At 71.6% G+C, this 18558-nt stretch carries 18 protein-coding genes; 9 read left to right on the top strand and 9 right to left on the bottom strand.

What is annotated here, in order from left to right:
- Nucleotides 1-122: 122 nt before the first annotated feature.
- Genes ACFVGY_RS17380 through coxB form a run of 3 tightly spaced genes read right to left on the bottom strand, consistent with a single transcriptional unit; the run spans nucleotide 123 to nucleotide 3210 of the window.
- Nucleotides 123-521: a cytochrome c oxidase subunit 4 gene (locus ACFVGY_RS17380; RefSeq protein WP_385677618.1), complete on the bottom strand. Its 399-nt coding sequence runs from the start codon at nucleotides 519-521 to the stop codon at nucleotides 123-125.
- Nucleotides 518-2242 (bottom strand): cytochrome c oxidase subunit I, encoded by a 1725-nt coding sequence (gene ctaD, locus ACFVGY_RS17385; RefSeq protein ID WP_385677621.1) that lies wholly within the window; start codon nucleotides 2240-2242, stop codon nucleotides 518-520. The genes ACFVGY_RS17380 and ctaD overlap by 4 nt, the downstream gene beginning before the upstream one ends.
- Nucleotides 2239-3210 carry a cytochrome c oxidase subunit II gene (gene coxB, locus ACFVGY_RS17390; RefSeq protein WP_385677623.1) on the bottom strand — a complete coding sequence of 324 codons (972 nt, stop codon included), beginning with the start codon at nucleotides 3208-3210 and terminating at the stop codon, nucleotides 2239-2241. Before coxB ends, ctaD begins: the two co-directional genes overlap by 4 nt.
- A gap of 283 nt (nucleotides 3211-3493) precedes the next feature.
- On the opposite strand from coxB, the gene ACFVGY_RS17395 reads away from it, so the two are divergent.
- Nucleotides 3494-4873: a cysteine desulfurase/sulfurtransferase TusA family protein gene (locus tag ACFVGY_RS17395; protein ID WP_385677626.1), complete on the top strand. Its 1380-nt coding sequence runs from the start codon at nucleotides 3494-3496 to the stop codon at nucleotides 4871-4873.
- A gap of 43 nt (nucleotides 4874-4916) precedes the next feature.
- Here the strand turns inward: ACFVGY_RS17395 and ACFVGY_RS17400 are convergent, their stop codons facing one another.
- Nucleotides 4917-5894 carry a carbohydrate kinase family protein gene (locus tag ACFVGY_RS17400; protein WP_385677629.1) on the bottom strand — a complete coding sequence of 326 codons (978 nt, stop codon included), beginning with the start codon at nucleotides 5892-5894 and terminating at the stop codon, nucleotides 4917-4919.
- Nucleotides 5895-6026: 132 nt separating this feature from the next.
- Between ACFVGY_RS17400 and ACFVGY_RS17405 the strand changes: the two genes are divergently transcribed.
- Together ACFVGY_RS17405 and ACFVGY_RS17410 are read left to right on the top strand one after the other, a co-directional pair.
- Nucleotides 6027-6242 (top strand): hypothetical protein, encoded by a 216-nt coding sequence (locus ACFVGY_RS17405; RefSeq protein WP_385677631.1) that lies wholly within the window; start codon nucleotides 6027-6029, stop codon nucleotides 6240-6242.
- A gap of 78 nt (nucleotides 6243-6320) precedes the next feature.
- Complete coding sequence (locus ACFVGY_RS17410; RefSeq protein ID WP_385677633.1) at nucleotides 6321-7790, top strand: hypothetical protein; 1470 nt, start codon at nucleotides 6321-6323, stop codon at nucleotides 7788-7790.
- 67 nt (nucleotides 7791-7857) lie between these two features.
- Here ACFVGY_RS17410 and ACFVGY_RS17415 read toward each other — a convergent pair whose 3' ends face one another.
- Nucleotides 7858-8436 (bottom strand): HD family hydrolase, encoded by a 579-nt coding sequence (locus ACFVGY_RS17415; RefSeq protein ID WP_385677636.1) that lies wholly within the window; start codon nucleotides 8434-8436, stop codon nucleotides 7858-7860.
- Between the two features lie 140 nt (nucleotides 8437-8576).
- On the opposite strand from ACFVGY_RS17415, the gene ACFVGY_RS17420 reads away from it, so the two are divergent.
- From ACFVGY_RS17420 to ACFVGY_RS17435, 4 genes are all read left to right on the top strand, one after another.
- Nucleotides 8577-9821 (top strand): helix-turn-helix domain-containing protein, encoded by a 1245-nt coding sequence (locus ACFVGY_RS17420; protein WP_385677639.1) that lies wholly within the window; start codon nucleotides 8577-8579, stop codon nucleotides 9819-9821.
- Nucleotides 9822-9910: 89 nt separating this feature from the next.
- Nucleotides 9911-10141, top strand: a complete 231-nt coding sequence (locus ACFVGY_RS17425) for a hypothetical protein (protein ID WP_385677642.1) — start codon at nucleotides 9911-9913, stop codon at nucleotides 10139-10141.
- A complete protein-coding gene (locus ACFVGY_RS17430) occupies nucleotides 10138-10347 on the top strand; it encodes a hypothetical protein (protein ID WP_385677645.1) in 210 nt (69 codons plus the stop codon). Before ACFVGY_RS17425 ends, ACFVGY_RS17430 begins: the two co-directional genes overlap by 4 nt.
- Complete coding sequence (locus ACFVGY_RS17435) at nucleotides 10344-10529, top strand: hypothetical protein (protein WP_385677648.1); 186 nt, start codon at nucleotides 10344-10346, stop codon at nucleotides 10527-10529. Before ACFVGY_RS17430 ends, ACFVGY_RS17435 begins: the two co-directional genes overlap by 4 nt.
- 210 nt (nucleotides 10530-10739) lie before the next feature.
- Here the strand turns inward: ACFVGY_RS17435 and ACFVGY_RS17440 are convergent, their stop codons facing one another.
- Nucleotides 10740-11096 carry an iron-sulfur cluster assembly accessory protein gene (locus tag ACFVGY_RS17440; RefSeq protein WP_114058871.1) on the bottom strand — a complete coding sequence of 119 codons (357 nt, stop codon included), beginning with the start codon at nucleotides 11094-11096 and terminating at the stop codon, nucleotides 10740-10742.
- A gap of 311 nt (nucleotides 11097-11407) precedes the next feature.
- Here ACFVGY_RS17440 and nadA point away from each other — a divergent pair, with 311 nt between their 5' ends.
- Complete coding sequence (gene nadA, locus ACFVGY_RS17445) at nucleotides 11408-12595, top strand: quinolinate synthase NadA (protein ID WP_385677651.1); 1188 nt, start codon at nucleotides 11408-11410, stop codon at nucleotides 12593-12595.
- A 98-nt stretch (nucleotides 12596-12693) separates the two neighbouring features.
- Here the strand turns inward: nadA and ACFVGY_RS17450 are convergent, their stop codons facing one another.
- The 3 genes from ACFVGY_RS17450 to ACFVGY_RS17460 all read right to left on the bottom strand — a co-directional run bounded on the left by ACFVGY_RS17450 (nucleotide 12694) and on the right by ACFVGY_RS17460 (nucleotide 17640).
- A complete protein-coding gene (locus ACFVGY_RS17450; RefSeq protein WP_385677654.1) occupies nucleotides 12694-15828 on the bottom strand; it encodes an efflux RND transporter permease subunit in 3135 nt (1044 codons plus the stop codon).
- A 201-nt stretch (nucleotides 15829-16029) separates the two neighbouring features.
- Complete coding sequence (locus tag ACFVGY_RS17455; protein WP_385677855.1) at nucleotides 16030-16716, bottom strand: response regulator; 687 nt, start codon at nucleotides 16714-16716, stop codon at nucleotides 16030-16032.
- Nucleotides 16717-16806: 90 nt separating this feature from the next.
- Nucleotides 16807-17640 (bottom strand): adenosylcobinamide-GDP ribazoletransferase, encoded by an 834-nt coding sequence (locus tag ACFVGY_RS17460; RefSeq protein ID WP_385677656.1) that lies wholly within the window; start codon nucleotides 17638-17640, stop codon nucleotides 16807-16809.
- A gap of 86 nt (nucleotides 17641-17726) precedes the next feature.
- Between ACFVGY_RS17460 and ACFVGY_RS17465 the strand changes: the two genes are divergently transcribed.
- A partial coding sequence (locus tag ACFVGY_RS17465; protein WP_385677659.1) for a hypothetical protein occupies nucleotides 17727-18558 on the top strand: 832 nt, incomplete at its 3' end.

The raw sequence follows: 18558 nt of genomic DNA on the forward strand, positions 1-18558 counted from the left end.
AGTAATAAAAATTACCACCCACGGGGGGGGTGTTTTCCATCACCGAGGCCCGCCGCCCCCTCGCGGAGGGCCCCGCGCCCCGCCCCGGACCACCGGCCGTCGGCCGGGTACTGCTGAGAGCGCTACTGGTTCTGGTTCTCACCGCGGTAGTACTCGTACACCCAGCCCCACAGGCCGATCAGGATGATCGGGGCCGAGAAGTACATGAGCCACCAGCCGAAGACGACGCCCATGAAGGCGAGCGCGCCACCGATGGCCAGCGAGAGCGGCTGCCAGCTGTGCGGGGAGAAGAACCCCAGCTCGCCGGCCTCGTCGGCGACTTCGGCCTCCAGGTTGTCCTGGGCCATCTCGTCGACGCGCTTGGCCGTGAAGGCCAGGTAGTAGCCGATCATCACGCTCAGGCCGAAGGCCAGGAAGAGCGCGGTGGTTCCCACGGGCTCCTTCGACCACACGCCGTACACGACGGCCATGATCAGAATGAAGGCGGAGAGCCAGAGGAACATCTTGCCCTGGATCTTCACTTGCCGGCCTCCTTGGCACCGATGACGGCCTTGGCGCCGTGGTCCTCGAGGTGGTCGAGGGCCGCGATCTCCGGGTGGTGGAGGTCGAAGGCGGGCGACTCACTACGAATGCGGGGCAGGGTGAGGAAGTTGTGCCGCGGCGGCGGGCAGGACGTCGCCCACTCGAGCGAACGGCCGTAGCCCCACGGGTCGTCGACCTCGATCTTCTTGCCGTACTTGGCGGTCTTCCAGACGTTGTACATGAACGGCAGGAACGACAGGCCGAGTACGAACGAGCTGATCGTCGAGATCATGTTCAGGCCGGTGAAGCCGTCGGCGGCGAGGTAGTCCGCGTAACGACGCGGCATGCCCTCGGCACCCAGCCAGTGCTGCACCAGGAACGTGCCGTGGAAGCCGATGAACAGCGTCCAGAAAGTGATCTTGCCGAGGCGCTCGTCCAACATCTTGCCCGTGAACTTCGGCCACCAGAAGTGGAAGCCGGCGAACATCGCGAACACCACGGTGCCGAAGACGACGTAGTGGAAGTGGGCGACGACGAAGTACGAGTCGGAGACGTGGAAGTCCATCGGGGGCGAGGCCAGGATGACGCCGGTCAGACCACCGAAGGTGAAGGTGACCAGGAAGCCGATCGTCCAGAGCATCGGGGTCTCGAAGGACAGCGAGCCCTTCCACATGGTGCCGATCCAGTTGAAGAACTTCACACCGGTCGGGACCGCGATCAGGAAGGTCATGAAGGAGAAGAACGGCAGCAACACACCGCCGGTGACGTACATGTGGTGCGCCCACACCGTCACCGAGAGGCCGGCGATCGCGATCGTCGCCGCGATCAGACCGATGTAACCGAACATCGGCTTCCGGCTGAAGACCGGAATGATCTCGGAGACGATGCCGAAGAACGGCAGGGCGATGATGTACACCTCAGGGTGTCCGAAGAACCAGAAGAGGTGCTGCCACAGCAGTGCGCCACCGTTGGCCGAGTCGAAGACGTGGCTGCCGAACTTGCGGTCGGACTCCAGCGCGAAGAGCGCGGCGGCCAGGACCGGGAAGGCGAGCAGGACCAGGACACCGGTCAGCAGCACATTCCAGGTGAAGATCGGCATGCGGAACATCGTCATGCCCGGAGCGCGCATGCAGATGATCGTGGTGATGAAGTTGACCGAGCCGAGGATGGTGCCGAAGCCGGAGAAGGCCAGACCCATGATCCACATGTCGGCGCCGATGCCCGGCGAGCGGACCGCGTCGGACAGCGGGGAGTAGGCGAACCAGCCGAAGTCGGCGGCACCCTGCGGGGTGAGGAAGCCGGCCACCGCGATGGTCGAGCCGAAGAGGTACAGCCAGTACGCGAACATGTTCAGCCGCGGGAACGCCACGTCGGGCGCGCCGATCTGCAGCGGCATGATCCAGTTCGCGAAACCGGCGAACAGCGGCGTGGCGAACATCAGCAGCATGATCGTGCCATGCATGGTGAACGCCTGGTTGAACTGCTCGTTCGACATGATCTGCGTGCCCGGACGGGCCAGCTCGGCGCGCATGAAGAGCGCCAGCACGCCGCCGATCAGGAAGAACACGAACGACGTGACCAGGTACAGCGTACCGATGGTCTTGTGGTCAGTCGTGGTCAGCCATTTCACGACCACGCTGCCGGGCTGCCTGCGCCGCACCGGCAGCTCGTTTTCATACGAGTCGGCGGCGGCACCCTGGGATTCGTTGAGGATGCTCACAGTTTGTTCGTCTCCGCGTTCCGGGCCGGGTCAGTCTGCTTGATGCCGGCCGGGAGGAAGCCGGTCTGCCCCTTCTCGGCCAGTTCCTTCAGGTGTGCCCGGTATTCCTCGGGCGAGACGACCTTGACGTTGAAGAGCATGCGGGAGTGGTCGACACCGCAGAGCTCGGCGCACTTGCCCATGAAGACGCCCTCCTGGGAAGGCGTGACCTCGAAGACGTTGGTGTGGCCCGGGATGACGTCCTGCTTGAAGAGGAACGGAACCACCCAGAACGAGTGGATGACGTCGTTCGAGGACAGGATGAAGCGGACCTTCTCGCCCTTGGGGAGCCAGAGGGTCGGCCCCGGGTTGCCCGTCTCCAGGTTCTTGTCGCCGGGGATGCCCTTGTCGTAGACGCCTTCGGCGCCGGCCGGGAAGTCCTTGGTGAAGCGGTCCGGGACGGAGGCCAGCTCCTTGGGAGCCTTGCCGCCCTTCGGGGTCGCCGCGTCGCCGTCGACGTTCTCGACGTAGTTGAAGCCCCAGCTCCACTGGAAGCCGACCACGTTGATGGTGTGCGCCGGCTTCGAGAGGGCGAGGAGCTTGGACTCGTCACGCGCGGTGAAGTAGAACAGCACCGAGACGATGATGAGCGGGACCACGGTGTACAGCGCCTCGATGGGCATGTTGTACCGGGTCTGCGGGGGGACCTCCACCTTCGTCCGGCTGCGCCGGTGGAAGATGACGCTCCACAGGATCAGGCCCCACACCAGGATGCCGGTGACCAGAGCGGCCGCCCAGGACCCCTGCCACAGGGAGAGGATGCGAGGCGCCTCCTCCGTGACGGGGTAGGGCATTCCGAGGCGGGGGAAGTCTTCCCAGTTGTACGAGCAACCAGTGGCGGTCGCCAGAACCACGCCCGCAGTCAGCGCCTGCAGCAGCTTCCGCCGCATCGGGCGCCGCGGCGAGCGGTCGGAGCCGTAGGGACTCACGTAGCGCCTTCCCGAGAGTCTCGGCCCGCGCGGCCGGCCGCGGCCGTGTTCGGGTCGGTCGCCGGCCCTGACGCAGGCAGGGGTTTGGATGTTTATGCGGACCAAACCCTACTGGACGCTATTTGGGGTCGCGCGGGGAGGGTGCCCAACGCGCCGCTACTGCCCCCGAAGGGATGGATGCGCCGTACGGGGGACGGGTCGACACCCCCTGAATGGCGGGCTCCGGGGCGTATCTGACGGCCCCTGACCTGCCCCGCCGCCGGGCTCCCGTTAGCGTGACCGGATGCCGTACTTCGACACCGCGTCCGCCGCCCCGCTCCACCCCGTGGCCCGGCAGGCGCTCCAGGCCTCGCTGGACGAGGGCTGGGCAGACCCCGCCCGACTGTACCGGGAGGGCCGGCGCGCGCGGCTCCTGCTGGACGCGGCGCGCGAGGCGGCCGCCGAGGCGGTGGGCTGCCGCCCCGACGAGCTCGTGTTCACTCCTTCGGGGACGCATGCGGTTCACTCGGGCATCGCGGGGGCCCTCGCCGGCCGCCGGCGCACCGGCGGCCACCTGGTCGTGTCGGCCGTCGAACACAGTTCCGTGCTCCATGCGGCCGAGGCGCACGAGGCGGCCGGCGGCAGCACGGCCCGGGTGGAAGTGGACCGGACCGGCGCGGTCTCCGCGGCGGGGTACGCCTCCGCCCTGACCCCCTCGACCGCGCTGGCCTGCCTGCAGTCGGCCAACCACGAGGTGGGCACGGTGCAGCCGGTGGCGGAGGTGGCCGAGGTGTGCGCGGCGGCCGGGGTGCCGCTGTTCGTGGACGCCGCCCAGTCGCTGGGCTGGGGCCCGGTCGAGGGCGGCTGGTCGCTGCTGGCCGCGAGCGCCCACAAGTGGGGCGGCCCGGCGGGCGTCGGCCTGCTGGCCGTCCGCAAAGGTGTCCGGTTCTCGCCCCAAGGTCCCGCCGACGAGCGGGAGTCGGGCCGCTCCCCCGGCTTCACCAACCTCCCCGCCGTCGTCGCGGCCGCCGCGTCCCTGCGGGCGGTCCGGGCCGAGGCCGAGGCCGAGGCGGCCCGGCTGCGGGTCCTGGTGGACCGGATCCGGCGGCGGGTGGCCCGGCTGGTGCCGGACGTGGAGGTGGTCGGCGACCCCGTACGGCGGCTGCCGCACCTGGTCACCTTCTCCTGCCTGTACGTCGACGGCGAGACCCTGCTGCACGAGCTGGACCGCGCGGGCTACTCGGTCTCCTCCGGCTCCTCCTGCACCAGCTCCACCCTGACCCCGAGTCATGTGCTGCGGGCGATGGGCGTGCTGTCGGAGGGCAACGTACGGGTCTCCCTGCCGCGGGGGACGACCGCGGAGGAGGTCAACGGGTTCCTGGACGTCCTGCCGGGCCTGGTCGCCGGGGTGCGGGCCACGCTCGGCGCGGCCGAGCCGGAGCCGCAGGCCCCGGTCGCCGACGCCCTGGAGATCGACGCCCTGGGCCTGCTCTGCCCGCAGCCGGTGATCGAACTGGCCCGGGCCATCGTCAGCGTCCCGGTCGGCGGGACGGTCACGGTCCTGTCGGACGACGAGGTGGCCCGGCTGGACATCCCGGCGTGGTGCTCGATGCGCGGCCAGACCTACCTGGGCGAGTCCCCCCGCCCGACGGGAACGGCGTACACCGTCCGCCGGGAGCTGTGACCGGGCGGGGCTCCGCGCCCCGCCCGGTCCCGGGTGGCCGGAACTACGCGGCCAGGTGCTCGCGGACCTCGGCGGCGGCGTCCTCGCCGTACGCCTTGGTGAAGCGCTCCATGAAGTGGGCGCGGGCCAGGGTGTACTCCTGGGTGCCCAGCGTCTCGATCACGAGCGTGGCCAGCATGCAGCCGACCTGCGCAGCACGCTCCATGCCGACGCCCCAGCCCAGGCCGGCCAGGAAGCCGGCGCGGAAGGCGTCGCCGACGCCGGTCGGGTCGACCTTGGCGGTCTCGTCCGGGCAGCCGACCGTGATGGTCTCCTCGCCGGCCCGCTCGATGCGGACGCCGCGGGAGCCGAGGGTGGTGACGCGGGTGCTGACCTTGGCGAGGATCTCCTCGTCGGACCAGCCGGACTTCGTCTCGATGAGGCCCTTCTCGTACTCGTTGGAGAAGAGGTAGGTCGCCCCGTCCATCAGGGTGCGGATGTTCTCGCCGTCCATCCGGGCGATCTGCTGGGAGAAGTCCGCGGCGAAGGGGATGCCGCGCGTACGGCACTCCTCGGTGTGGCGGAGCATCGCCTCGGGGTCGTCGGCGCCGATGAGGACGAGGTCGAGGCCGCCGACGCGGTCGGCGACGGCCTTCAGCTCGATGAGACGGGCCTCGCTCATGGCGCCCGTGTAGAAGGAGCCGATCTGGTTGTGGTCGGCGTCGGTGGTGCAGACGAAGCGCGCGGTGTGCAGCACCTCGGAGATCCGCACGGAGGCGGTGTCGACGCCGTGCCGGTCCAGCCAGGCGCGGTACTCGTCGAAGTCCGAGCCGGCCGCGCCGACCAGGATCGGGCGGAGGCCGAGCTGGCCCATGCCGAAGCAGATGTTCGGGCCGACACCACCCCGCCGGACGTCGAGGTTGTCGACGAGGAAGGAGAGGGAGACCGTGTGCAGCTGGTCCGCGACGAACTGGTCGGCGAAGCGGCCGGGGAAGGTCATGAGGTGGTCGGTGGCGATGGAGCCGGTGACTGCGATACGCACGGCGTGGATGCTCCTGCGAGGACGGCAAGGGTGACAGTCAACGCTACCCGGTATCGGCCCCGCCGCCGACCCCATGAAACTACCCCGTAGTAGGTCTTTCTTCGCCCCGCGGCCCGAGCCTACCGTGCCCCCATGACCTATACCGATGGATTCGGCTACGGAGAGTACGCGTCCGACACGCGGCCGGGTTTTGCGCGGCTGCTCGGTGACTGCGCCAGGATGGCCCCGCACTGGGCGGTCCCGGCCGACCCGCGGCCGGCCAGGGTGGCGCCCTCGCAGATCCACGGGATCAGCGTTCCGCCCGCCTCGGCCCGGCTCATCGCCGCCACCGCCCAGTACGGCGACTAGGGCGACGGAACCGGTTCCGCCTCCGTTCCGTCACACCCGCATCAGCCAGCCACGGCGGTACGGGCGAAGGAGCATGGGGTGACCACCGAACAACCCGACACATCACGCGGCACACGGCGGCGGCCGGCCTGGGCCATCGGCTCGATCGCGGCCGCCGTCCTGCTCGCGGGCGGCGGCACGGCGTACTGGGCGTCGACGGCGCACGGCGACGGCGGACCGGGCGGTCGTACGGGGGACAGCACGGCCGCGGCGCCCCGGGTCGCGCCGAGCCCCTCCGGGCCGGGCATCGCCCCGGGGGAGCCGGACCCGCGGGGGAACGGGGTGACGTACCGGGCGGCTGTCGAGCTCCCGTCCGCCCCGGCGGCCGCGCCCTCGTACGCCGCGACCGGAGAGGTCACCGCCGAGGAGGCGGCCCGGCTCGCGGCGGCCCTCGGCATCGCGGGCGCCCCGCGGCCGGTCGGCGAGACCTGGCAGGCCGGGGAGGGCGCCGACGGCTTCGGGCCCCGGCTCACGGTCGGCCGGAAGGCGCCGGGCAGCTGGACCTTCACCCGCTTCCACTCGGGCGGCGGCGCGGGCGACGACTGCCAGCGCGGCAAGGACACCTGCGGACCCGCCACCCTCCCGCAGGGCGCGGACGGCACCAGCGGCAAGCCCGCCGGTGGCGCGGGCGGGAGCCCGGTGAGCGAGCAGGCCGCCAAGGCCGCGGCGGCCCCGGTCCTGGCGGCGGTGGGCCAGAGCGGGGCCCGCCTGGACGCCCGCCTCACGCAGGGCTCGGTCCGTGTGGTGACCGCCGACCCGGTGCTCGACGGACTGCCCACGCAGGGCTGGACCACCAAGGTCAGCGTGGGCGCGGACGGCCAGGTCGTCGCCGGCAGCGGCGAGCTGAAGGAGCCGGCCCGGGCGGGCGAGCAGCCGGTGGTCGGGGCCGCGGATGCCCTGGAGCGCCTCAACCGGGCCTCGGGCGGAGGCGGTGCGGACAGCGGCCCCAGCGGCTGCGCGACCTCCGTCCCGCTGACCCCGGACGTCCCCGGGCCGGCGGACCCGCTGCCCTGCAACCCCGAGCCGCGGCCGATCAAGCCGCCGCGGACCGAGACCGTGAAGGGCGCGGTGCTGGGGCTGGCCCCCGGGACCGTGAACGGGGCCCGCGGCCTCGTCCCGGCCTGGCACTTCGAGGTGGCGGGCAAGGACGGCGCGGCCGGCCACACGGTGGTCCAGTCCGCCGCCGCGGGCGCCCCGGGCAGCGACGGCGGCCCGACCCAGCCGGCCCCGACGACGGGCCCGGGCCGCACGGTGCCCGGCTTCTCGTACACGGAGGCCGACCGGAAGCTGACGGTGAACTTCTGGGGCGGGGTGTGCAGCACCTACGCGTTGGAGGCCCGCGAGGAGGCCGGCTCGGTCATGGTGCGGATCACCGACACCCCGAACGAGCCGGGCCGGGCCTGCATCATGCTGGCCCAGGAGATGACGGTGACGGCCACCCTGAAGCAGCCCCTGGGTGACCGCAAGGTCGTCGACGCCACCACGGGCAAGCCGTTGCCCCACCAGTAACCGCCCGGCCCGCCCGGGCCTGTCATGGCGAAGTGCCCCGGGAAGGGCTTTCGCCGGTGCTCCGGGCTCAGCCCTTCTCGCCCATGGCTGCCCGGAGCCAGTCGAGCGGGCCCTGGCCGAGCAGTTCCTCGGCCAGGCGCTTGCCGGTCTCCGTCGTGATCCTGGCGCGGCTGTTGTCGATCCACCGCTGCGCGGCCCCGTATCCCTGGGCCTTGTACTCGATGCCCTGGAGCAGGCACTCCAGCTTGTCGGCGTCGCGCGCGCAGACCGCCTCGGGCGAGTCCTGGGCCTCGTACTCGGCGACCAGGGCCCGGATCGCCGACGCCAGCGCGTCGGGCATGCCCACGGTCTGGTCGGCCGTGACGGCCTGCGGGTCGGCGCCGGGCGCGTACTGCTTCCCCAGGTGGTTGACGTCTCCGGTGCGGGACTCCTGGGTGTCGTGCCAGACGGCGAGGAACGCCGCCCGTGCCGGGTCGGCGCCCTCCAGCTTGGCGATGACGGACGCGATGAGCGAGGTGCGCCACGAGTGCTCGGCGACGCTCTCGGGGTCGTTGACGCCCGCCATCCACCAGCCGGTACGGCGGGTGTGCTTGAGCGTGCCGGCTTCGTAGAGGAAGCGGGCCACCGCGGACAGGTCGTCAGCCACTGGTTCTCCTCACTCACGGCTCTCGGAGCACACGCTCTCGTTCTTCAGGTCCGGGCGGGTTGTGCGTTCTGGATCACACAGAAGAGGCCCTGCCCCCTACTCTTTCAATGACGAGCTGCTAGGAGAGGGGCAAGGCCGCTATGTCCACCGACTCTACCCCGGACCCGTACGCCGACCCGTTGGTGTTCGGTCAGAGAATGCAGATCCTCCGCCAACGCCGCGGGCTCACCCGTGAACAGCTCGGCGGCCTGGTGGCCCGGTCCGGGTCGTGGGTGAAGGCGGTCGAGACCGGCCGGCTGAAGACACCCGCCCTGCCCGTCATCCTGCGAATCGCCGAAGTGCTGCGCGTTCGGGACCTGTCCGACCTCACAGGTAACCAGTCCATGCGCGCCGACCTCTTCACCGGCCCCGGGCACCCGCGGTTCGCGGCCGTCCGCGAGGCCCTGAACGCTTTTCCGGTTGCCGGTGACCGGGAGGCGCCCCCCACCGCGCACCTGAAGGCGCGCCTCGCTCGGGCGTGGTCGGCCCGGCATTCGGCGCCGAACCACCGCGAGGTGGTGGGCGCGCTGCTGCCCGATCTGATCCGGGACGCGCAGGCAGCCGTCCGGCGGGCCGATACGATCGCCGACCGCAAGGCCGCCCAGGCCCGGCTGGCCGAGGTGTACGCCCTTGCGCAGTTCTTCTGCGCCTACCAGCCCGACGCTCCGCTCCTGTGGCGGGTCGCCGAGCGGGGCATGATGGCTGCCCAGGACTCCGAAGACCCGCATGCGCTGGGCCTTGCTGCGTGGCTCACCACCCAGGCCCACCGGGACAGCGGGGCGTACGACGCCGCGGACGCCATCACCCTGGAGACCCTCCGGTACCTGGAACCGCTGCTCGCCGAGGCCGGTACGGACGTAAGGGCCGTAGCCGGAGCACTGACAGTCGAGGCCGGCCTGACGGCCGCCAAGCGCGGTGAGACCGGGACGGCATGGCGGTACTGGGATGAGGCCCGCTCACTCGCGGAGTCGCTGCCGGAGGCGTATTTCCACCCGGTGACGTCGTTCTCGCGCGCGGTCATCGGCGCCCACGCGGTCACGGTGGCAGTCGAGCTGCGCGCAGGCCGGGAGTCGGTCCGGCAGGCCGCCCGCGCAGAGGCCCAGGCGATTCCGTCACGGCCGCGGCGGGCCCGACACCGGATCGAGCAGGCACGCGGCTACCACCTCGACGCCCAGCCGGACGTGGCGCTGGCTGCGCTGGCGCAGGCCCACGAGACCGCGCCGGAGACCGTGCAGTACAACGGCTACGCCCGCCGCATCATCCTGGAAGAGGCCGAAGCGAAGAGCCCGTCCCGTCGCCGCCGCGCGTCCGAACTCGCGCAGCGCCTCGGGCTTTTGACGGCCTGAAGCAAAGGGCCACAATCCGTGCCCCTGCCGTCACGCACCGCCCCCTACCGTCGTCGCACCACCCGCTGACGACGGCAGGGAGCACCGCCATGGAAGTACGTGAGACCCCCGACACGGAGCGCTTGGGCTCCTCGGTGCCACGCGCCTGGATCGGACGCCACGTCGAGGACGCGAACAGCGGCCGGTCCGGCCGCTTGATGGATGTCACCGTCGAGCGCAAGCCCGGTACCGCCAGCGGGCGCCACGAGGTCGCCTGGATCCGCGGCCGGGACGCGCAGGAGTTCACCATCCCTGCCGCACGGATGCGGCGGCCGTCATGATGGCACGGACCGCAGCCTGCGCCGCGGCGCCGCTCCCCCGTTCGTTCTGGGACCTCACCATCGAGCAGGCGCGCGGGTACGCGTGCGTCGCCTGCGGCAGGCTGCTCGACGGTGATCGGGTCTACCGCGGTGTCGTCATGGGCCACGACGGCGGGTACCTCCTCGACGCCGACGTGTGGGCCTGCCTGCCCGAAGGTCCGGCGTGACGGACCCGGCCACCTACCCGACCGGCAGGTACACCTCCCGGCCGTTGCCCTGCGGTGGCTGCGGGGCGGAGCCGCTGCCGCTCGGCGGCCCCGAGGGCGGCGCCGTGCTGCACGAGGACGGCTGCCGCCGGGCCGGGCCGCGGGACCCCGTCGCCGTCCGGCCGCGACAGGACGTCCCGTGACCAGTTCCGGGGCCGGGTGCAGCGCGACGAGGACGGCATCGCACATCGAGTGCGGTCCGCATGTGCGGAGCCTGCTGCGCGCCTGAGGCCTGAGTCGCGGGACAGGGGTGGGGTGACGACAGCGAGGCCCCCGGCACCGTGCAGGTGCCGGGGGCCTTGCCGCAGCCGTTGCGCGGGGCCCCGGCCGGGGTCCTGCGGCTCGGGCGGGGCTTAGCTGAAGGAGTCGCCGCAGGCGCAGGAGCCCGTGGCGTTCGGGTTGTCGATCGTGAAGCCCTGCTTCTCGATGGTGTCGACGAAGTCGATCGAAGCGCCCTGCAGGTAGGGGGAGCTCATCCGGTCCGTGACGACCTTCACGCCGCCGAAGTCCTTGACGACGTCCCCGTCGAGGGAGCGCTCGTCGAAGAAGAGCTGGTAGCGCAGGCCGGAGCAGCCACCGGGCTGGACCGCGACGCGGAGCGCGAGGTCATCGCGGCCCTCCTGCTCCAGCAGGGTCCTGACCTTCTCGGCGGCGGCGTCGGACAGGAGGATGCCGTCGCTCACGGTGGTCTTGTCGTCCTGTACGGACATCTGCATTCACTCCCGAAGTGGGGCGGCTCCCCGCCTCAGGCAGGGAAACGTCGGACTCTTGCCGTCGATGGCAACGAGCGGGGCCGCGGATTCATTCCGGACCCGACGCGTGTTTCAGTCATTCATGCTCGCACACCGGCGCGGACTGGCGGACCGGGCGCAGCGACGGGTTCGTCACGAGCGCATGTGTCACGGCGAATGCGTCACATCGACACTATGGCCATCGTCAAAGTGACGTGAACCGGCTATCATAGATAGCGTCAAATAGACGAGAAGTCGAACCGAAGTCTCGTAGTCGCAGAACAGAAAGGGTGCGTGTCGTGACCACCGCCCAGCCTTTGGACGTCCAGCCGACGCCCCTTGCCCTGCTGCTGCTCGGCCGCGAAGCCGACCCCAAGAGCGAGCGCGGGGTGGAGTGCCCCGGCGACCTGCCCTCGCCGTCGGACCCGGACCTGGTGGCACGCGCCCGCGCAGCCAAGGAGAAGCTCGGCGACAAGGTCTTCATCCTCGGCCACCACTACCAGCGGGACGAGGTCATCGAGTTCGCCGACGTCACCGGCGACTCCTTCAAGCTGGCCCGTGACGCGGCCGCCAAGCCGGAGGCGGAGTACATCGTCTTCTGCGGCGTCCACTTCATGGCCGAGTCCGCGGACATCCTGACCGGCGACGACCAGAAGGTCGTCCTGCCGGACCTGGCCGCCGGCTGCTCGATGGCCGACATGGCCACCGCCGAGCAGGTCGCGGAGTGCTGGGACGTACTGACCGAGGCGGGCGTGGCCGACGTGACGGTCCCCGTCTCGTACATGAACTCCTCCGCCGACATCAAGGCCTTCACCGGCAAGCACGGCGGCCTGATCTGCACCTCGTCCAACGCCAAGCGGGCCCTGGACTGGGCTTTCGAGCAGGGGGAGAAGGTGCTCTTCCTGCCGGACCAGCACCTCGGCCGCAACACCGCCGTCCGTGACATGGGGATGTCCCTGGACGACTGCGTGGTCTACAACCCGCACAAGCCGAACGGTGGGCTGACCGCCGAGCAGCTGCGCGGCGCGAAGATGATCCTGTGGCGCGGGCACTGCTCGGTCCACGGCCGCTTCTCGCTGGACTCGGTCAACGACGTCCGCGAGCGCATCCCCGGCGTGAACGTGCTCGTCCACCCCGAGTGCAAGCACGAGGTCGTGGCGGCCGCGGACTACGTCGGCTCGACGGAGTACATCATCAACACGCTGGAGGCGGCCCCGGCCGGCTCCAAGTGGGCCATCGGCACCGAGCTGAACCTGGTCAAGCGCCTGGCGAACCGTTTCGGCCCGGAGGGCAAGGAGGTCGTCTTCCTCGACCGGACGGTCTGCTTCTGCTCGACGATGAACCGCATCGACCTGCCGCACCTGGTCTGGGCCCTGGAGTCGCTCGCCGAGGGCACCCTGGTCAACCAGATCCAGGTCGACAAGGAGACCGAGAGCTTCGCCAAGCTCGCCCTGGAGCGGATGCTCGCCCTCCCGTAACCTCCGCGCACGGCTCCCGCCGATCCCGCGTACGCCCGAAGGGCCGCCCCTCCGTGAGGGGCGGCCCTTCGGTTTTGCCGTGCCGGACGGTCGGCCGGTCAGACCCCGGCCGGGGTCTGCTCTGCCGGCTCGGCCTGCTGCGGGGCCGGGACGACGCTCAGGCGGGCCGTGCGCTTGGCGCGGCGGCACTCCTTGCGCAGCTCGATCCCCGTGTACAGGGTCGGCACGAGCAGCAGCGTCAGCAGGGTCGAGGAGACCAGGCCGCCGATCACGACGACCGCCAGCGGCTGCGAGATGAACCCGCCCTCGCCGGTGACGCCGAGCGCCATCGGCAGCAGCGCGAAGATCGTCGCCAGGGCCGTCATGAGGATCGGCCGCAGACGGTGCCGGCCGCCCTCGATCACGGCCTCGATGACGCCCAGGCCCTGGGCCCGGTACTGGTTGACCAGGTCGATCAGGACGATCGCGTTGGTGACCACGATGCCGATGAGCATCAGCATGCCGATCATGGCCGGGACGCCCAGCGGGGTCCCGGTGACCAGCAGCAGGCCCAGGGCGCCGGTCGCCGCGAACGGGATCGAGACGAGCAGGATCAGCGGCTGCACCAGCGACCGGAACGTGGCCACCAGCAGCATGAACACGATCGCGATGGCCGCGAGCATGGCCAGGCCCAGCTGGGCGAAGGCCTCGCCCTGGTCCTCGGAGACGCCGCCGATGGTGGCGGTGGCGCCCTCGGGCAGCTTCAGCGCGCTGATCTTCGTCTGGAGCTCGGCGCCGATGGCGCCGGTGTTGTCGCCGACCGGCTTGGCGGTGACGGTCGCGGCGCGGGCGCCGTCGATGCGGGTCATCGACACCGGACCGGGCACGACCTTGACCTCGGCGATGTCGCCGAGCTTGGCCGGGCCGACGGGCAGCGCCTGCAGCTGGGCCAGGGTGGTGGCGGGCTGCCCGGACTTGATGACGATGTCCCGCTCGGTGTTGTCCAGGACGGCCTTGCCCGCCGGGGTGCCCCGTACGGCCTGGGCGACGAGCGCACCGAGCGCGGCCTGGTTCAGGCCGGCCTCAGCCGTCTTCGGAGTGGCGGTCACCGAGATCCGGGGCAGGGACTGGGAGAGGTCGCTCTGGACGTCGGTGACGTCCTTGAGGGTGGCCATCTCGGCCCGGACCTGCTCGGCGGCCTTGGCCAGGACGCCGGCGTCGCCCGCCTTGACGACCACGCTGAGGTTCTGGCTGGCGAAGCCGCCGCCCGCGGAGATGCTGGTGTCGCCGATGCCGTCGAGCGTGCCGAGGGTCTTCTCGATGCGCTTCTTGACGGCCTCGCTGTCGCCGGCGTCGTCCAGTACGACCTGGTAGGTGGCCTGGTTGGAGCCCGTGCCGCCGCCGAACGCGGCCAGGAAGCCGGAGGAGCCGACGGTGACCTGGTAGTCCTTGACGCCCTTGACCCCGGTCAGGGCCTTCTCCACCCTGCGGCTGGCCTCGTCGGAGGCGGCCAGCGAGGTGCCGGCCGGCAGCTGCTGCTTGACGGTGAGGACGGCCTGCTCGCCCTGGTCGAAGAAGTTCGTCTTCAGCAGGGGAGTCATGCCGAGGGTGCCGACGAAGATCACGGCGGCCAGGACGAGGGTGGTCGCCCGGCGGCGGGTGACCAGGCCCAGGGCCCGGACGTAGCCGCGCTGCATGCGGCTCTTCGCTTCCTTCTCCTCGGCCGCGCGGCGTGCCTTCTCCGCGCTCTCGGCGTCCCCGGCGGTCACGCCCTTCGGGGCCCGCAGGAACCAGTACGAGAGCACCGGAACGACGGTCAGGGACACCAGCAGCGAGGCCAGCAGGGACGCGGCGACGGTGAGGGAGAACGGTCCGAAGAACTCGCCGACCATGCCGCCGACGAAGCCGATCGGCAGGAAGACGGCCACGGTGGTGAGCGTGGAGGAGGTGACCGCGCCGGAGACCTCCTTGACCGCGGTGAGGATGGCGGCCTCGCGCTCCTCGCCGTAGCCGAGGTGGCGCTTGATGTTCTCCAGGACCACGATCGAGTCGTCGACGACGCGACCGATCGCGATGGTGAGGGCGCCCAGGGTCAGCATGTTGAGCGACAGGTCCTCGACCCACAGCACGATCAGCGCGAGGACGACGGACAGCGGGATGGAGACCGCGGTGACCAGCGTCGAGCGCAGCGAGGCGAGGAAGACCAGGATCACGATCACCGCGAAGAGCAGGCCGAGCATGCCCTCGGTGGTGAGGCTGGAGATGGACTGGGCGACCGGCGGGCCCTGGTCGGCGACGACGGTCAGCTCGGCGCCGGAGCCGAGCGCGGTGCGCAGCTCGGGCAGCTTGTCCTTGACCGCGTCCGAGATGGCGACGGCGCTGCCGTCCTTGTCCATGGTCAGGGCGAGGGAGAGGCTGGGCTTGCCGTTGGTGCGGGTGATGGAGACGGCCTTGGCCGGCTCCTGCTTGACGACGGCCACGTCGCCGAGGCGGACCGCCGACTTGCCGGGGCCGGGGCTCAGGCGGAGGTCCTCCAGCTGGGCGAGGGAGGTGTAGCCGGCGCCGACGCGGACGGTGCGGCTCTTGCCCTCCTCGTCGAAGGAGCCGGCAGGGACGGCCGCGCCGCCCGCCTGGAGACCCTGGGCGAGGGCGGCGCCGTCGAGGCCGGCCGCGGCGAGCTTCGCGTTGTCCGGGGTGACGGTGACCTGGAGTTCCTGGGCGCCGTCGACGGTGACCTGGCCGACGCCCTTGATGTCTTCGAGGACGGGGACGACGGTGCGGTTCAGCTGGTCGGCGAGGGCCTGCTGGTCCTTGTCGGAGGTGACGGCGAGGACGACGGTGGGGATGTCGTCGGTGGAGCCGGCGACGACCTGCGGGTCGACCTCGGCGGGCAGCCGTACGCGGGCCCGGTTCACGGCCTGCTGGACGTCGGCGACGAGCTGCTTGGTGCTGCTGTCGCCGTAGTCGAACGTGGCCATGATCAGGGCATTGCCCTCGCTGGCGGTGGACGTGATGCCGGTGATGCCGTCCACGCCCTTGAGGTTGGCCTCGATCGGCTCGATGACCTGCTTCTCCACCACGTCGGGGGAAGCGCCCTGGTACGGGGCGAGCACGGAGACCATCGGCAGTTCGATGGACGGCAGCAGCTGCTGCTTGAGCTGCGGGATGGCTATGGCGCCGAAGAGCAGCGCGGTGATCGAGACGAGGCCGATCAGCGCTCTTTGCGCCAGGCTGAATCGGGACAGCCAGGACATGGGCGTCGGTTTCTCTCTGCAGTCGGTCTGGGTAGGGCCGGCCGAGAGGGCCGCGAAAGCCGCGGCCGGCACTCAACCCTCGCTCATGCCGGAGGGCCTCTGCGTCGCCCCCAGGTCCCGTCCTTACGCCCGGCATACCGCGTCTGTAGTAGACGGGCGAGTACAAACGCGTGCGCGGGACCGGCCCGGACGGCGGTGCCGCTACTCGGACCGCGGCCGGACCAGCCCCGATTCGTAGGCGATGACGACGAGCCCGGCCCGGTCGCGGGCACCGAGCTTGGCCATGGCCCGGTTCACGTGGGTCTTGACGGTGAGCGGGCTGACCTGGAGCAGCCCGGCGATCTCGTCGTTGGACAGGCCGCCGGCGACCTGGACGAGGACCTCGCGCTCCCGGCCGGTCAGCGCGGCGAGCCGCTCGGCGTCCTCCGCGGCCGGAGCGGTCCGGCCGGCGCCGCCGCCCTGGGCGAGGAAGGTGGCGATGAGCCCCTTGGTGGCGGCCGGGGACAGCAGGGCCTCGCCGGCGGCGGCCACCCGGATGGCGTTGAGCAGTTCCTCGGGCTCGGCGCCCTTGCCGAGGAATCCGGAGGCGCCCGCCCGCAGCGCCGAGGCGACGTACTCGTCGACCTCGAAGGTCGTCAGCATGACCACCCGGACCGCGGCGAGCGAAGGGTCCTGGCTGATCATGCGGGTGGCGGCGAGGCCGTCGGTGCCGGGCATCCGGATGTCCATGAGGACCACGTCGGGCAGGGTCCGCCGGGCCAGCTCGAAGGCCTGCGCCCCGTCGCAGGCCTCGCCCACGACCTCCATGTCGGGCTCGGAGTCGACGAGCACCTTGAAGGCGCTGCGGAGCAGGGCCTGGTCGTCGGCGAGCAGCACCCTGATGGGCATCGGCGTCTCTTCCACGGACCGACCCTACGCGTCCCGGGCGGCCCGGGGGGCGGCCGGGGCGCTCAGCCGAGGCCGCTCAGCCGAGGGCGCTCAGCCGAGGGCGAGGACGATCAGCGCGGTGGCCGTGGCGGTCTCGGCCAGGGCTCCGAAGACGTCCCCCGTGACCCCGCCGAAGCGGTGCACGCAGCGGCGCAGCAGCAGCTCCGCCACCGCCAGGGCCACCAGGACCGCGGCCGCCTGCCGGGCGGCGGCGAGCGGGCCCAGCGGCAGGGCTGCACCCGCGGCCAGGGCCGTGACGGCGGCGGCGGCCAGCGCGGCCGCGGTCCGCGGGACCACCCCGGCAACCGCCGCACCCAGCCCTTCGAGGCGGGCCGGCGGTACGCCGTCGCGGGAGGCCAGCGTCATCGCGAGGCGGGCGGTGACGGCCGCCACGACCGCGGCGGACGCGCCGCGGATCCAGCCGTCGGCGAAGGCGTCGGCCAGCGCCCCCACCTGGATCAGCAGCAGCAGGAGCAGCGCGACCACCCCGAAGGGCCCGATGTCGGACCGCTTCATGATGCGCAGGGCCTCGGCGGCCGGTTTGGCGCAGCCCAGCCCGTCGGCGGTGTCGGCGAGGCCGTCCAGGTGCAGGCCCCGGGTCAGGGCGGCGGGTACGGCCACGGTGACGGCGGCGGCGAGCAACGGGCCCCCGCCGAGCAGCAGCAGGAGGGTGCCGGCGGCGGCCGCGAGCACGCCGACCACGAGCCCGGCGAGCGGCGCACAGGCCATGCCGGTGCGGGCCGCGGGCCGGTCCCAGCGGGTGATGCGGGCGGGCAGCACGGTGAGCGTGCCGAAGGCGAAGCGGATCCCGTCGGGCAGCGAGGCCCGCTCCGCGGGCGGGACCAGGCGCGAGGGCGGGGGCTGGTCGTCGAACGTATCTGTCATCGGCGCGAACGCTACCCGCTCACCCGCCCCGGTAAATTGCCCAATACGGGCCAAACGGGCAGCTGCCACGACAAGGAGCCGGCGGTATGGGTCACTGGTGGTATCGGAACATCGTCGAGCCGGGGAAGCTCCCCCTGCTCCTCGCCCTGCTGTCGTTCGTGATGTCCTTCCTGGTCACCCGTGTCATCACCCGTCTGATCCGGGCCGGCCGGGGACCGTTCAAGAACGTCACGCCGGGCGGCCTGCACGTCCACCACGTGGTGCCCGGGGTGGTCCTCGTGATCATCGGGGGGTTCGCTGCCGTCGCCAGCGGCGCGCACGGCTTCGGCTCGCTGGCCTCCGCGGTGGTCTTCGGGCTGGGCGCGGGCCTGGTCCTGGACGAGTTCGCGCTGATCCTGCACCTCGACGACGTCTACTGGAGCGAGCAGGGCCGCAAGAGCGTCGAGCTCGTGGTGCTGACGGCCGCGCTGGTGGTGCTGGTGCTGGGCGGGTTCCTGCCCTTCGGGGTCAACGACCTGACGGCGGACGAGCGGCAGAACCGCGGCCTGGTGGCGATGAACACCGCCCTGAACTTCCTCCTGGCCCTGGTCGCCCTGTGGAAGGGCAAGGCGCGGACCGCGCTCTTCGGGGTCGTGATCCCCTTCGTGGCGCTGATCGGCGCGGTCCGGCTGGCCCGGCCGGGCTCCCCGTACGCGAAGCGGTTCTACGCGAACCGGCCGCGGGCCCGCGCCAAGGCGGGCCTGCGGGCCTTCCACCACGACCGGCGCTGGGTGGCGAAGCGCCGCGCCTTCGAGAACTTCATCGGGGGGACCCCCGACCCGGAGCGGACGGCGGCCCCGAAGGAGCCGCCGCCGCCCAGCACCCGGGCCGCCCGGCCCGTGTCAGCCCGGGGTGAGCCCCGCGTCCCGGAGCAACACC

The sequence above is a fragment of the Streptomyces sp. NPDC127106 genome (assembly GCF_042677605.1).
Taxonomy (GTDB): domain Bacteria; phylum Actinomycetota; class Actinomycetes; order Streptomycetales; family Streptomycetaceae; genus Streptomyces.